The sequence below is a fragment of the Micromonospora sp. LOL_023 genome, assembly GCF_048060115.1.
Lineage (GTDB): Bacteria > Actinomycetota > Actinomycetes > Mycobacteriales > Micromonosporaceae > Micromonospora_E.
The window spans coordinates 1-13,895 of record NZ_JBHMIM010000096.1; the positions used below are offsets into that span (position 1 = coordinate 1).

The following is a 13,895-nucleotide window of genomic DNA, read 5'->3' on the forward strand; positions in this document are numbered from 1 at the left end:
CCTCGCCGAGCTACTATTAGCCCCGTCAGCAGCGTAAACACCCACTGTTGCGACGACCGGTTGAATCCGCCCTCGACTTAGGGTATCTGGCGCTCACATTGATCTTGTCTGCGCCGGTCAGCCCGGGGCGGGAGCGTGAACCCGAGTCCACTCACGTTCCGGGGCGGTGACACCTCGGGTGAGCAGGCGTCCCGCTCACCCGGAGGGCCGGCTCCGCGCGCCGCTCCTGGCCCTGCCGCCCTGCGCCGGCACCTGCTGGCTGCCGGCCGGTGCCTGCTTAAGGTCGGCCGGTGCCGGCTTAAGGTCGGCCGGTGCCGGCTGCCGGGCGGCCGACGCGCGTTGCCGGGCCGCCGGACGCCAGGTGCGGCCGTTGGCGTAGACGATCCGGAAGCCCAGGTACGCCGCGAGCGGTGCCCAGTGCGACGAGCCCATCCGCAGCTCGGCGGCGTTGTTGTAGACCCCGTTGGCGAGCACGTCGAGCAGCACCGTCTCGAACGCGGCCGACTCCACCCAGTCGACCTCGCGGGTGTAGCCGCAGATCAGCGACGCCCCGGTGGTGGCGAGGAACTCCCGCATCCGTACGTCGGAGGCCCGCAGCACCGAGCAGCTGCCGAAGTAGAGCCGTTTGCCGGCGCACCGGCCGGCCATCTGCTCGGCCACGTCGTCGAGGTCGACGTGGTGCCGTTCGGTCAGGCAGAGCCGGGTCGGCTCGCCGTGCATCGCGAAGAAGCCGACCCGGTAGTCGGCGTACTGGCGCAGCAGCCAGCGGTCGAGAAAGTAGGCCAGCTCGTCCGGAGTGGCGGCGTCCCGGTGGATGAACCGGATCCGGCCGAGCCGTTCGAGCAGCTCCAGCGTCGGCAGCACCGATCCACGTTCGTTGAGGTCACGGTGCCACTGACCCTCGATGCAGAAGACTCCACCGCGTGCCACGTCGCCCCCAACCGTCGGATCGTCGCGCCGGACCACCGGCCCGTCACCGATCCACGCCCACCAACTGCCGGTCCGGACAGTGACCATACCGCCGGTCAGACCGGCGGGGTGACCTCTGATCGGGCGATGGCAAGGCGGACAACACCGGCTTCGACCGCCGCGATCTGGTCGGCACCGACGTATCCGGCGCCGCCCGGCTCCGTCGCGGAGACCTTGATGAATCCGGTACGCAGCAACCGCGCTGCCACGTCGGGAGCGGCCGCCGGTTCGTCACCCGACTCGGGGTGGGGCAGCTCGTCGCCGATGGCGTCGCCCGGGTCGACGGCACCCTCGACCGCCACCGCGTTCTGGTCGGCCGGCCGGACCAGGGCGATGGCGCCGACCTGCTCGCCGTGGCTGTCGATCACGGGCATGCCGGGGGTGATCCGCCCGGTCGGGTCCGGTGTCACCGTTGCATCGACGGAGTTCATGGCTGTCCGGTTCCCCGCCTTGCTGGGGGAGAAACCACCTGGTCGGGCAGTTCCCGGGCGTCGGCCGCCGAGCGCCCGGCGGACACCTCGCGCCATCCGCCAGGAGCGGCCAGCAGATGCCGTACGGCGTCGTATGCCGTCTCCTCGGTGGCGTACTCGGTGAACCGCGATGCCCCTTCGGCACCGCCGGTCCGCGCCTCCACGTACCACCGGTCCGCGTCTGTCCGCAGGAAGACGTCCCGCCGGGCCAGCCGCCCCCAACTGCCGTTCCACCAGTGCTTTCGCTGCTCCACCCGGCGGACTCTATCGAACATGTGTTCGAATGGGTACCGCAACGGACGCAAGCTCAACCGATCAGCCGCACCGGGCAGTCGACCGGGCGACGAGCCGCAGCCCGTCAGTCGGTCTCCGGTCGCTGGTAACAGTTGCCACAGGTCGGGTCGTCGCACCGGTCTCGGATGAGCGTGGCCACCGCCCCACCACCTGATGGCGGGGCGGTCGGGCGGCCAACCTCGGCAAGAGGTCGGGCGGAGGTCGCGTAGTCCTTGGCGGTGGTCCCGGCTAGCTGCTGCATGTGCTCAGTGTCACTCAGCCGTCCCGCAACCGCTGCCGAATTCCGACAGCTGGAAGTAACCGAGCAACTACAAAGAGAATCGAAGCGGGTACGCCGAGGCATCCCCGCTGATCAGTAGGGCCGCTGCCCCGGTGCGCCCCGACCCGGCACGTCATCGGCCGCGCCACGCTGCTGTCCGGAAGCGGTCCGGCCACCAGCCACCAGCGCGTCACGAATCTCGGTCAGCAGCTTGATCTCCTCGCTGGGCGCGGCGGGCGGCGGCTCCTCGCCCCGACGACGGCGCTCGGCGAGCCGGTTCATCGGCAGCACGACCAGGAAGTACAGCACGGCGGCGGTCAGGATGAACGTGATACCCGCGTTGATGAAGGCCGGCCAGTCGAAGACGACCCCTTCGACCTCCCACCCATCGGCTCCGACGCCGTCGCCACCGGTCAGCAGCACCGCGAACAGCCTGATCAGCGGCTCCAGGAACGACTTGGTCAACTGGGTGACCACCGCCGTGAACGCCGCACCGATGACGATACCGACCGCGAGGTCGATGACATTGCCTCGCAGGATGAAGTCCTTGAAGCCCTTGAACATGGAAAACTCCCAGCACCAGAGGGGACGTGCAGGCGACAACCTACCCGGAGGCGGGCCGGTCGCGGCAGACGGCCGACGGGAATCGTCGACGGGGTGGCGTGGTTGTACATGGTCCGCCGCCCAGTAGCGGCCTGCCGCACCACGGCGGCACCCGCACCACGGCTACACCGCACCACCCGGAACCCGTTACCGCACACTCGCGCGCCGCGGGTGTGTCTCCCCCGGAGACGGAAGGTGGACCCCCTATGACCACGATCATCACCGGCACCATGCGTACCAAGCTGCGTAACACCGCCCTCGGCATCGCCGGGCTGGCTCTGGCCGGCGGCGCGATCGCCGCCCCGGCCCTGGCCGCCCAGCACACCCCCGGTGTTCAGGCCGCAACGGACACCGCGACCGCCGCTGCCACCGCGACTGCAACCGCAACCACCAGCCCCGACAGCGCCGTCGACGCCGGCAAGCTGACCCCGCACGGGGTGCAGGGTGAGCAGTCCCGCATCGACCTGAGCACTGAGCAGACCGACAACGTCAAGGGCATCATCGCCGCCACGAAGAAGGCCGGCATGGACGAGCGGGCCGCCGTCGTCGCCATCGCGACCGCGCTGCAGGAGTCGAAGCTGGAGAACCTGGGTCACCTCGGTGACCGTAACGACCACGACTCGCAGGGCCTGTTCCAGCAGCGCCCGTCGTCCGGTTGGGGCACCGTCGAGCAGATCACCGACGTCGAGTACTCGACCACCGCGTTCCTCGACGGCCTCAAGGGCGTCGACGGCTGGCAGGACATGCCGTTGACCGACGCCGCGCAGACCGTTCAGGTGTCGGCGTTCCCGTTCCACTACGCCCAGTGGGAGACCCAGGCCGCCGACCTCGTCGCCCAGCACTGGAACAGCTGACCCCGAACAGCCGACCCCGCAGGCAGAAACTGCGGCAACCGACAACGTCGAGGGCCGGACCCCACCGGGTGGGGTCCGGCCCTCGACGCCGGACCGGGCCGTAGACGACTCAGCCGGTGGTCATCAGTCGGTGGTCAGGTAGGCACCGGCCTCCCGGGCGGCCAGGTCCGGATCGCCGTCCCGGATCGCCGTCACCAGCCGGGCGTGGTCGACATGCTGGTCCGGGTGCATCTGAGGGCCGACCGCTTCGGCGACGGTCGCCCGCATCGCCGCCCCGATCGAGGCGTAGAGCTCCGCGAGCATGTCATTGTGCGCCGCCGCCAGGATCGCCTGGTGCAGGGCCACGTCGGCCTCGACGAACTGGGCCAGGTCGCCGGTTCGCCAGGCAGCCTCCCGGTCGGCCAGCGCCTGGTCGAGCAGTCGCAGATCGTCCGGGGTACGCCGCGACGCGGCGAGCCGGGCCGCCTCGACCTCGAAGGCCCGCCGGACCTCCACGGTCTCCCGCCACTCAGCGGTCGCACACCGCCGAGCCACGGCGCTGGCGAGTTCGTCGGTTGAGACGACGTACGTCCCGGACCCTTGTCGGCATTCGAGGACACCGGCGTGCACCAGCGCCCGCACCGCCTCACGGACCGTGTTGCGCCCGACTCCGAGCGCCTCGGCCAGCCGTGGCTCGGTCGGGATCCGCGACCCGAGCGGCCAGTCGCCGGCGGCGATCTGCTCGCGTAGCGACTCGATCACCTGGCGGACCAGGGTCTGTCGGGGCGGTCGCCGCCCCGCGGAACCGGTCTCGACCGAGGAATTCACCGAGGGTGTCATCCGTTACATCACCCGACCATAAATCATCCCATGATTTTAGGATGAGAGGCATGACGCCGCCAACTGCCCTCGCCGGCCGGGAAACCCCGCGCCGGACCGCACCGGCGGTCCCGGTGGCCCACGCTCCGGTGGTCCGTAGGTCCACCGCCGCGCTGCCGCCGGCGGTGCAGGGCGGCGCTCTGGTACTGGCCGCGATGGTGCTCGTCGCGCTGAACCTCCGGGCCGCGATCACCAGCCTCGGGCCGCTGCTCAGCGAGGTGCGGACCGGGCTACCGCTGTCCGGGCTGCAGGCCGGCGTGGTGACCACCCTGCCGGCCCTGGCGTTCGCGGCGGTCGGGGCCACCACCCCGTGGCTGGTCCGCCGGGTTTCGCCGCCACGCCTGCTGGTCGCCTCGATGGGCGCGCTGGCCATCGGCCAACTGCTCCGGGTCACCACGCGAACGGGCTGGTTGTTCGTCCTCACCAGCGCTCTGGCGTTGGCCGGGATCGCCGTGGCGAACGTCCTGCTGCCGATGCTCGTCCGGCAGTACTTTCCACACCGTGTCGGGCTGGTCACCGGCGCGTACATGATGTCGCTGACGGTCGGCGCAGCGGTGGCGGCCGGCGCGGCCGTTCCGATCGCGCACGCCGGTGGAACCTGGCGGGTCGGGCTCGGCTTCTGGGCCCTGGTCGCCGCCGCTGCCGCCGTGATCTGGCTGCCGATCGCCTGGCGCGCCCGGCAGCGGCCACCCGCTGCCCACGAGCCGGCTGCCCGGCCCGCGATCCGGGCAGGGCGAACCCGTCTGGGATGGCTGATGGCGGGGTTCTTCGGGGCACAGTCGTTCGCGGCGTACGCTCAGATGGGCTGGTTGGCGCAGCTGTTCCGCGACTCCGGCTTCAGCCCCGGGACGGCCGGGCTGTTGCTGGCCGGGGTGACCGCCGTCAGTGTGCCGATCGCGCTGGGCATGCCGACGCTCGCCGCCCGCCTGACCAATTTGCGGCCACTCGTACTGGGCACCGCGCTGGCGTCGGCGTTGAGTTACGCCGGCCTGCTGTGGCTGCCGTACGATGGTGCGCTGGTCTGGATGGTGCTACTCGCGCTGGGGCAGGGGACCTTCCCGATGGCCCTGGCCATGATCGGGCTACGGGCGAGGACGAACGCCGGCGTCGTGTCGCTGTCGGCGTTCGCGCAGAGCGTCGGGTACCTGATCGCCGCTCTGGGGCCGCTCTCGATCGGCCTGCTGTACGAGTGGACCGGCGGCTGGGCGCTGCCGGTCGGTCTGCTCTTCGTGGCGCTACTGGTGCAGACCGGCACCGGCTGGGCGATCTCCCGTCCACGGTGGATCGAAGACGAGGTGGGTCAGCCGGATCGGGCGTGACCGCGCCGGACCGAGTCGGCGTGGCCGGCTCAGTCGGCGGGGGCCGGTAGTGGCGACGAGACCGCCTCGTCGACCGTGGGGAAGGTCTGCAGGACCTCGACGAGCCCGCTGACCTCCAGAATGCGCAGGACGCCACGCTGCGGTGCGGCGAGCCGCACGACTCCGCCGGCCTCGTCGCAGCCGTTCTTCGCCCGTACGAACACCGACAGGCCGGTGGAGTCGCAGAACGACACGTCGGCCAGATCGAAGACCAGCCGACTGCGGCCTTTGTCCAACAGATCCGTTATCTGGTCCTGGAGCTGAGGTGCGGTGGCCATGTCCAGTTCACCACCGACCGACACGACGACGACATCACCGCGCTGCTCCGTCTGCACCGTCAGGGACATTCGCGACCTCCAGCCATTCCGCTCGAACGGTACTCCACTAGCTGTCGTCCGCGCAGGACCGGGAGTTCGTTGTTACTGCCACCATAATCGTTGGCGTGACGGTGAGCCGCACCAGCACACCCTTCCCACGTCCCGATGATGGTGACCACCGATCCTGGCCAGCGCGATGACGGCGGCCCGGCCGGCCCGATCCGGTTGGATCGGGCCGGCCGGGCCGAGCCGACGCTCGGAAGATCACTTCGGGTTCCTCTCGAGGTTTCGTCCGGTTCTAGAGGTACGTCCGTTTCGGGGCGGCAACTGACGACACCCGCGTCGCCGCCCGCCGCCAGCCCGGTCACCCATCGACCAGGCCGACCCGGTCCAGGATCCAGGCGGTGACGAACGCCTCCTCGTGCCACGCGTCGTACCGGCCGCTCGGGCCGCCGTGTCCCGCGCCCATCTCCGTCTTCAGCAGGTACGACCCGCCGGGGGCCACCGCACGCAGCTTGGCGATCCACTTGGCCGGCTCGTGATAGAAGACCCGGGTGTCGTTCAAGCTGGTCACTGCCACCACCGGCGGGTACGGGGCATTAGTCACGTTCTCGTACGGCGTGTAGGAACGCATGTACGCGTACACCTCCGGGTCGGCAAGGGGGTTGCCCCACTCCTCCCACTCGGTGACCGTCAACGGCAGCGACGGATCGAGGATGGTGTTCAGCGCATCCACGAAGGGCACCTGCGCGACGATTCCGCCGAAGGCCTCGGGTGCCAGGTTCACCACCGCACCCATCAGCAGACCGCCGGCCGAGCCGCCTCGGGCCACCAGCCGGTCGGCCGTGCTCCAGCCCGATTTCACCAGATGCCGCGCGCAGGCCACGAAGTCGGTGAACGAGTTCTTCTTGGCCAGCATCTTGCCCTGGTCGTACCAGCCGCGGCCCAGTTCACCACCGCCGCGCACGTGCGCCACGGCGAACACCACGCCCCGGTCCAGCAGCGACAACCGGGGCACCGAGAACCACGGGTCCATGCTGATCTCGTACGAGCCGTAGCCGTAGATCACGCAGGGCGCGGAGCCGTCGCGGGGGGTGCCGGCGCGACACACCAGCGAGATCGGCACCCGGGTGCCGTCGTCGGCGACGGCCCACTCGCGGTGCTGCTCGTAGACGTCCGGGTCGTAGCCGCCGAGCACCGGCTTGCGTTTGAGCAGCTCCATCGTCCGGGTGACCAGGTCGTAGTCGTAGATGGAGTCGGGGGTGACCAGCGAGGTGTACCGCAGGCGCACCACGTTCGTCGTGTACTCCGGGTTGGCGTCCAACCCGACGCTGTAGATCGGCTCCGGGAACTCCAGGTCGAAGCCGTCGGTGCCCCCGTCGGGCAGGACCCGCAACCCGGTGAGCCCGTCGGTGCGCAGCGACACCACCAGATGGTTGGCGAAGGCGTCGACCGACTCCAGCCGGGTCCCGGGGGTGTGCTCGATCATCGGCACCCAGTCGCCGGGTGCGTCCACAGAGGTGTACGCGAGGGCGAAGTCCTCGGCGCCGTCGTTGTGCAGGATGAGGAACCGGTGCCCGTGGTGCTCGACCGAGTAGTCGACGCCCTGGCGGCGCGGCGCGATGACGAGCGGCTCGGCGGTCGGGTCGGCGGCCGGCAGGGCACGCACCTCGCTGGTGGTCTTGCTGTGCGCGTCGATCAGGATGAACCGCTCGGAGCGGGTCAGCTCCACGCCGACCCAGAACCGCTCGTCGTCCTCCTGGTAGACGACCACGTCGTCGGCGGCGGCGGTGCCGACCTGGTGGCGCCAGACGCGGTACGGACGCCACGCGTCGTCCACGGTCAGGTAGAACAGCGCGCTGCCGTCGGCCGACCAGGCGGTGCCGTAGAACGTCGACGGCACCTCGTCGGGCAGCACCTCGCCGGTGGCCAGATCCTTGATCCGCAGGGTGAACCGCTCGTCGCCGGAGAAGTCGGTGGAGTAGGCCAGCCACCGGCCGTCCGCGCTGACGTCGAAAGTGCCCAGGGCGAAGAAGTCGTGCCCCTCCGCGAGGGCGTTGCCGTCGAGCAGGATCTCCTCGCCGTCCGGCGGCGTACCGTCGGTGGTGGCCGGCGGGTCGGTCTCGTCGGGACGGACCTGTCGGCGACACTGGATGCCGTACTGCCGGCCCTCGACCGTACGGGTGTAGTACCAGTAACCGCCCTTACGGGTCGGCACCGACAGATCGGTCTCTTGTGTCCGCCGCTTCGTCTCGTCGAACAGCGTCTCGCGCAGCGCGGCGAGGTGCGCCGTGGCACCCTCGGTATAGGCGTTCTCGGCCTGCAGGTAGGCAATCGTGTCCGGGTCGTCCTTGACCGCGAGCCAGGCGTACTCGTCGACGACCGTGTCGCCGTGATGGGTGCGTTCGGTCGGGACACGCTTGGCGGCCGGTGGTACGGGTGTCTGGGTCGTCACCCGGCCACGGTACCGCCCGAGCCGCGCCGGGCGGCGGCAGCGCACGCGCGGAAAGTTCACTCGACATCGATTGGTACATGTGTACGATTGCCCGAGTGGCGGTCACGACAATGGGGGGCGATGTGGTCGACCAGAGCGACGTGGCGGCCCGGCTGGGAGACATCTGTGGATCCCCGTTCGTACGCCGGGCCGGGCCGGACGACGCGGTGGCGACCACGGCACCGGACTGGGTGGTGGCGCCGGGCACCGTCGGCGCGGTCGCCGAGGTCCTACGACTGGCCGCCGACCGCGATCTGGCGGTGGTCCCCCGCGGCTCGGGCAGCAAACTCGACTGGGGTGCCATACCGTCGCATGTGGACGTGGTGCTGGACACCGGTCGGCTCTCCGGGATCTGGCACCACCCGGCGGGCTCAGCAGCCGCGCGGGTCGGCGCGGGCACCACGCTGCGAGCCGCGCAACAGGCGGTCGGCCGGACGGGCTGGCGGATGTCGCTCGATCCGCCGTCACCGTCCGCCACCCTGGGTGGGATCGTCGCCGCCGACGAGGCCGGGCCGTTGAGTCACCAGCACGGGTCGCCATGCCGCCAGGTGATCGGGGTCGACTACGTCGACGCCACCGGCGAGCTGGTCCGAGCGGTGCCGGATACCGCCGACGGCGACGAGTTGCCCAGTCTGCTCTGCGGTTCGCAGGGAGCTCTGGCGGTCCTGGTTTCCGCGACGGTCCGGCTCCAGCCGGCCCCGGCCAGCCGCCAATGGGTGCGCCGCGGCGTGGCCACTCCGCTGGAGGCGCACGATCTGGTCAGTGAGCTGACCGAAACCGGGCTGCACCCCGCCGCGATCGAGCTGGATCTGCCGCCGGGTTCCCCGGCGGCCGCCCGTACCGGTCGCACCGGCTCCCTCGCGGTGCTGTTCGAGGGCGAGCCGGTCTCGACCCGGCACCGCACCGCCAGCGCGGTCGCGTTGCTCAGCGGTGACGCCAGCGCCGCAGACCAGCCGCCGACCTGGTGGCAGCACTATCCGTTCGCCGCCGGAGACATCGCCATCCGGCTCGACGTGCCACCCGCCCACCTGTACGCCGCGATCTACGCCCTGCGGGACGCGTTCGGTGCCCCGGTCGCGGTCCGCGGCTGCGCCGGCACCGGCCTGGTGCACGCCGCGCTGCCCGGTTCGACGGCACCGGACCGGGTCGCCGGGATCCTGTCCACGGTGCGCACCGTGCTGGCCGCCCGGCGCGGGACCTGCGTGGTGCTGACCGCGCCAGCCGAGGTCCGTCGGGCCATCGACATCTGGGGGCAGGTGCCGGGCCTGACCCGGCTACGCGAGCTGAAGCAGCGGTTCGACCCGCGGCACCGGCTGGCCCCCGGTCGCCTCACCGGCGGCCTGTGAGCCAGCGGATTCCCGGAGCCGGCCAGGAGCCGCCCGGCCGCGGTCAGCGCCGCCCGGACGCGGTCAGCGCCGCCCGGACGCGGTCAGCGCCGCCCGGACGGCCGATCTGCCGACCGGGCACCGGCCGTCGGCTCATTGCGGATCACCAGGATCGCGATGTCGTCGCGCGGTGCCTCGACCGAGAAGTCCAACGTCGCGGTCCGCAGCCGCGCCGCCACCACCTCGGCGGAAAAGCCGGCCAGCGGTGCCGCCGCCCGGCGAAGCCGCTCCGTGCCGTACAACTCCCGGCCGTTGCGCCGCTCGGTGATTCCGTCGGTGTAGAACACCAGCGATTCCCCGGGTGCCAGGCTGAGCTCCACCGACGGTGCCGCGATCTCCTCCAGCAGGCCCAGCGCCGTCCCGCCGGTGCCGACGAACCGCGCCCGACCGTCGCCGCTGATCAGCAACGGCCGGTCGTGCCCGGCCAGATGCAACCGCAGGTCGAGGCGCTGATCGGGTGAGACGCTGACCGCGGCCATCGCCAGGGTGCAGTAGCGTCCGCCGCCCCGCTCGACGAGGGTGTCGTTGAGTCGGGCGAGCACTTCGGGCAGTGCCTTGCCGTCGCGGACCAGCACCCGGATGACGTCGCGGACCAGCCCGGTGACCGTGGCCGCCTGCACGCCCTTGCCGGAGACGTCACCGACGACCACCAGCCAGCGGCCGTCCGGCAGCGGCACCACGTCGTAGAAGTCGCCGCCGACCTCGACCGCGTCCCCGCTGGGGACGTACTCGGCGGCCAGGCCGATGCCGCCGATCGCGGGCAGCACCGGCGGAAGCAACGACTGCTGCAGGGTGTGCGCCACCTTCCGGCGTTCCTGGTGGATGCGGGCGTTGTCGATGGCCAGCGCGGCGCGCCTGGCCACGTCCTCGAGGACCGCCACCTCGTCCGGGTCGTGCCGGTGTCGCTGGTGGCGGCCGACGGCGAGGGTGCCCAGCCGCTGTCCGCGGGCGACCAGCGGTACGGCGAACCCCTCCATCGGCGTGCCGAGCGGCACCTGCGATCCGCTGCGCGACGCCTCCCGTAGCCGGGCGATCACCGAGTCTTGACCCGACTCACGCAGCGCCGCGTGCAGCGCGGGCAGCACCGTCTCGTCGGCGTGGCTGGCCGCCGCCAGCTGCAACTGCCCCCATTCGTCGGCGGTGTGCACCGCGCACCACTGGCCGAGCCGGGGCACCACCAGCTGCGGGATGAGCGCCATCGTCAGGTCCACGTCGAGCGACTGGGCGAGTAGTTCACTCGCCTCGGCGAGGAAGGTCAGCCAGGTCTGCCGCCGCAGGTCGGCCCGGCGCAGCCGGTCGTTCTCCAGGTGCAGCGAGAGCCGTTCGGCGACGAGGGCGGCCAGCGGGCCGGCGTAGTCCGACGGCGCGGCGTCGAGCTCCAGCTCCCCGGAGTACGGCCGGTGCACGGTCAGCGGCACCCGCAGCATCTCGCCGGAGCGCGGTGACCGACCGTAGCGGGCGAGGATCTGGGCGCCGTGGCCGTCACCGCGGTTCAACCGGATCGTGCCACCGGCCGCGCCGACCAGGTCGGCGACCCGGGCAAGCAGGTTGGCGGCGAGGTCGGCGAGCGGGTCGTCCGAATGCGGCTCCGGGCCGGTCTGCAGCAGTGAGGCGAGGGTCGCGGCGCTGGGCACCGCCGGCTGGTGTTCGCGGTCCGGTGGCGGAGCGGAGGTGATGCCGCCGTGCCACGGCGGCATGATGTCGGTCGCCGACGGGGTCCCGCGCCGGTCGAGCCGGAACCAGACCCCTTTGCCGCTCGGCTGGTGCGTGGTGCCCCACCGGCTGGCGAAGTGGTCGACGAGCAGCAGACCGCGACCGCGCTCGGACACCTGCGAGATGTCCTGCCGCTCGTTGCGGGGCAGTGCGGCGACCTTCTCGATCGGCCCGGCGGCGAAGTCGGTGACCGTCACGGTCAGCCCGACCTCGTCGGCTACCACCTCGATGACCAACTCGGTTCCGGCGTGCACGACGGCATTGGTGGACAGCTCGGTAGTCAGCAGGAGCGCCTCGTTGAGCAGTTCGTCCAGTGAAGCATCGGACAGCACGGACCGCACCACCGCACGGGCGGTGGCCGGTGTCCGCCGGTCGGCCGGCAGGCGAACCCGCCGGACATGTTCACTCACAGTACCGGCGGTAGGACGCTCGGCCCTTGCTGACACCTGCCAGTTCCTCCGATCGCCTGGCCCATCGTTACTGTCGTGCACCTCGCATGTGCCACGGTAGTCGAGTGATGATGGGACCAGCTCACTCCCTGAGCTGAGCGAGGAGCCCTGACTTCCTCCCCGCCCTAGAGGGCGGGGATTCCCTTGGTCACCCTCGGGGCTTCCTGTTTTGCCGGCGACCGCCCGTCCGAGAGGAGGACTCTCGTTGAGGTCCTGCACCGCCTCCGCAGGCAGACACCGCCAGCCCGGCGGCCAGAATGTTGCGGAACTGCCGCCATGCCGCGTCCGAGATGGCGCGGGCCAAGCTGTGGTTGGCGACCATGTTGCGTACGGTCAGGTCCTCGATCACGATCGGTTGGGTTTCACGAACGAGCCGAGTGGTCAGCTTGTGCGGGCGGTCGCGCTCGGTGGCGGATCGGCTCTCCCTGCCCTGCTCCGCCGGAGTTCCGTTTCCTCCCCGGTCTGAAGGCCGAAGTATCCACGGAAGGACCCTGATGACCCGCGCCAACGAGCTTTCCACCGACCGCCGACCTGCCCTGGACGAGACCGCGCTACTGGCCGAGCTGGCCGAGGCGTTGCGCCGGGTCGGCCAGGGAGATCTCAAGGTGCGGTTGCCCCGCCGGATCGGCGTGGCCGGTGAGGTGGCGGACGCCTTCAACGAGGTCGTCTCGCTGCAGGAGCGCCAGCACCTCGACCTCCGGCGGATCAGCCGGATCGTGGGACGCGACGGCCGGCTCACCGAGCGTCTCGACGAGGAGGGGTTCGGTGGCGCCTGGGCCGACAACCACCAGGCGATCAACGCGCTGATCGACGACCTCGGGCGGCCGACGACGGAGATCGCCCGGGTCATCCGGGCGGTCGCCGAGGGTGACCTGTCCCAGCACATGGAGCTGGAGATAGACGGGCAGCCGCTGCGCGGCGAGTTCCTGCGGATCGGCCGGACGGTGAACACGATGGTGGGCCAGCTCTCGTCGTTCGCCGACGAGGTCACCCGGGTCGCCCGCGAGGTCGGCACCGAAGGCAAACTCGGCGGCCAGGCCCGGGTCAAGGGCGTCTCCGGTACGTGGAAGGACCTCACCGACAACGTCAACTCGATGGCGTCGAACCTCACCCATCAGGTGCGGTCCATCTCGCAGGTGGCGACCGCGATGTCCCGCGGTGACCTGTCCCAGAAGATCACCGTGTCGGCCAAGGGCGAGGTGGCCGAGCTGGCCGACACGATCAACATGCTGACCGACACGCTGCGGCTCTTCGCCGAACAGGTCACCCGGGTCGCCCGCGAGGTCGGCACGGAAGGAAAGCTCGGCGGCCAGGCCCAGGTGCCGAACGTGGCGGGCACCTGGAAGGACCTCACCGACAGCGTCAACTCGATGGCGTCGAACCTGACCGCCCAGGTCCGCAACATCGCCCAGGTCTCCACCGCCGTCGCCAAGGGCGACCTGTCGCAGAAGATCACCGTGGCCGCCCAGGGTGAGATCCTGGAGCTGAAGTCGACCGTCAACACGATGGTGGATCAGCTGTCGTGGTTCGCCGACGAGGTCACCCGGGTCGCCCGCGAGGTCGGCATCGAGGGCAAGCTCGGCGGCCAGGCCCAGGTGCGGGGCCTCTCCGGCACCTGGCGTGACCTCACCGAGAACGTCAACCAGCTGGCCGGCAACCTCACCAGCCAGGTCCGAAACATCTCGCAGGTTTCCACGGCGGTGGCGAAGGGCGACCTGTCGCAGAAGATCACCGTCGACGCCCGGGGCGAAATCCTCGAACTCAAATCCACCGTCAACACCATGGTCGACCAACTGTCGCTGTTCGCCGACGAAGTCACCCGAGTCGCCCGCGAAGTCGGCACCGAAGGCAAACTCGGCGGCCAGGCCCAGG

12 protein-coding genes and 1 pseudogene are annotated in these 13,895 nt (G+C 70.8%); 4 read left to right on the plus strand and 9 right to left on the minus strand.

The annotated features are described in order from the left end of the window. Positions 1 to 294 precede the first annotated feature (294 nt). The 5 genes and pseudogenes from ACFHVL_RS29670 to mscL form a co-directional block, all read right to left on the minus strand. Positions 295 to 930: pseudogene (locus ACFHVL_RS29670) on the minus strand (DUF6642 family protein); the annotation flags it as partial. Positions 931 to 1,025: 95 nt separating this feature from the next. Further along, on the minus strand, positions 1,026 to 1,400 hold the full coding sequence (locus ACFHVL_RS29675; protein ID WP_416631835.1) for a hypothetical protein: 375 nt from the start codon (positions 1,398 to 1,400) through the stop codon (positions 1,026 to 1,028). Further along, positions 1,397 to 1,714: a hypothetical protein gene (locus ACFHVL_RS29680; protein ID WP_416631837.1), complete on the minus strand. Its 318-nt coding sequence runs from the start codon at positions 1,712 to 1,714 to the stop codon at positions 1,397 to 1,399. Before ACFHVL_RS29680 ends, ACFHVL_RS29675 begins: the two co-directional genes overlap by 4 nt. A gap of 83 nt (positions 1,715 to 1,797) precedes the next feature. Continuing rightward, positions 1,798 to 1,974 carry a hypothetical protein gene (locus ACFHVL_RS29685; RefSeq protein WP_416631838.1) on the minus strand — a complete coding sequence of 59 codons (177 nt, stop codon included), beginning with the start codon at positions 1,972 to 1,974 and terminating at the stop codon, positions 1,798 to 1,800. Positions 1,975 to 2,085: 111 nt separating this feature from the next. Next, complete coding sequence (gene mscL, locus ACFHVL_RS29690) at positions 2,086 to 2,556, minus strand: large conductance mechanosensitive channel protein MscL (protein WP_416631840.1); 471 nt, start codon at positions 2,554 to 2,556, stop codon at positions 2,086 to 2,088. A 269-nt stretch (positions 2,557 to 2,825) separates the two neighbouring features. On the opposite strand from mscL, the gene ACFHVL_RS29695 reads away from it, so the two are divergent. Further along, a complete protein-coding gene (locus ACFHVL_RS29695) occupies positions 2,826 to 3,449 on the plus strand; it encodes a hypothetical protein (RefSeq protein WP_416631849.1) in 624 nt (207 codons plus the stop codon). Positions 3,450 to 3,572: 123 nt separating this feature from the next. Here the strand turns inward: ACFHVL_RS29695 and ACFHVL_RS29700 are convergent, their stop codons facing one another. Further along, positions 3,573 to 4,268, minus strand: coding sequence for a FadR/GntR family transcriptional regulator (locus ACFHVL_RS29700; protein WP_416631841.1), 696 nt, complete (start codon positions 4,266 to 4,268; stop codon positions 3,573 to 3,575). Between the two features lie 50 nt (positions 4,269 to 4,318). Between ACFHVL_RS29700 and ACFHVL_RS29705 the strand changes: the two genes are divergently transcribed. Further along, the gene (locus ACFHVL_RS29705) at positions 4,319 to 5,626 is read left to right on the plus strand and encodes a CynX/NimT family MFS transporter (RefSeq protein ID WP_416631842.1); all 1,308 of its coding nucleotides are present in this window, start codon (positions 4,319 to 4,321) and stop codon (positions 5,624 to 5,626) included. 29 nt (positions 5,627 to 5,655) lie between these two features. Here the strand turns inward: ACFHVL_RS29705 and ACFHVL_RS29710 are convergent, their stop codons facing one another. Both ACFHVL_RS29710 and ACFHVL_RS29715 read right to left on the minus strand, forming a co-directional pair. Further along, positions 5,656 to 6,012, minus strand: coding sequence for an STAS domain-containing protein (locus ACFHVL_RS29710; protein WP_416631844.1), 357 nt, complete (start codon positions 6,010 to 6,012; stop codon positions 5,656 to 5,658). 334 nt (positions 6,013 to 6,346) lie between these two features. Continuing rightward, positions 6,347 to 8,437: a S9 family peptidase gene (locus ACFHVL_RS29715; protein ID WP_416631845.1), complete on the minus strand. Its 2,091-nt coding sequence runs from the start codon at positions 8,435 to 8,437 to the stop codon at positions 6,347 to 6,349. A gap of 95 nt (positions 8,438 to 8,532) precedes the next feature. Between ACFHVL_RS29715 and ACFHVL_RS29720 the strand changes: the two genes are divergently transcribed. Continuing rightward, positions 8,533 to 9,822 (plus strand): FAD-binding oxidoreductase, encoded by a 1,290-nt coding sequence (locus ACFHVL_RS29720; protein ID WP_416631846.1) that lies wholly within the window; start codon positions 8,533 to 8,535, stop codon positions 9,820 to 9,822. A gap of 83 nt (positions 9,823 to 9,905) precedes the next feature. Here ACFHVL_RS29720 and ACFHVL_RS29725 read toward each other — a convergent pair whose 3' ends face one another. After that, a complete protein-coding gene (locus ACFHVL_RS29725) occupies positions 9,906 to 12,020 on the minus strand; it encodes a SpoIIE family protein phosphatase (protein WP_416631847.1) in 2,115 nt (704 codons plus the stop codon). A 497-nt stretch (positions 12,021 to 12,517) separates the two neighbouring features. Between ACFHVL_RS29725 and ACFHVL_RS29730 the strand changes: the two genes are divergently transcribed. Beyond that, positions 12,518 to 13,895: HAMP domain-containing protein (locus ACFHVL_RS29730; protein ID WP_416631848.1), on the plus strand; the 1,378-nt coding region annotated here is incomplete at its 3' end.

Excerpts from the sequence above, each read along its gene's own strand:
- ACFHVL_RS29675 (WP_416631835.1), bottom strand. The coding sequence starts at position 1,400 with ATGAACTCCGTCGATGCAACGGTGACACCGGACCCGACCGGGCGGATC.
- ACFHVL_RS29680 (WP_416631837.1), bottom strand. The coding sequence starts at position 1,714 with ATGTTCGATAGAGTCCGCCGGGTGGAGCAGCGAAAGCACTGGTGGAAC.
- ACFHVL_RS29685 (WP_416631838.1), bottom strand. The coding sequence starts at position 1,974 with ATGCAGCAGCTAGCCGGGACCACCGCCAAGGACTACGCGACCTCCGCC.
- mscL (WP_416631840.1), bottom strand. The coding sequence starts at position 2,556 with ATGTTCAAGGGCTTCAAGGACTTCATCCTGCGAGGCAATGTCATCGAC.
- ACFHVL_RS29695 (WP_416631849.1), top strand. The coding sequence starts at position 2,826 with ATGCGTACCAAGCTGCGTAACACCGCCCTCGGCATCGCCGGGCTGGCT.
- ACFHVL_RS29700 (WP_416631841.1), bottom strand. The coding sequence starts at position 4,268 with ATGACACCCTCGGTGAATTCCTCGGTCGAGACCGGTTCCGCGGGGCGG.
- ACFHVL_RS29705 (WP_416631842.1), top strand. The coding sequence starts at position 4,319 with ATGACGCCGCCAACTGCCCTCGCCGGCCGGGAAACCCCGCGCCGGACC.
- ACFHVL_RS29710 (WP_416631844.1), bottom strand. The coding sequence starts at position 6,012 with ATGTCCCTGACGGTGCAGACGGAGCAGCGCGGTGATGTCGTCGTCGTG.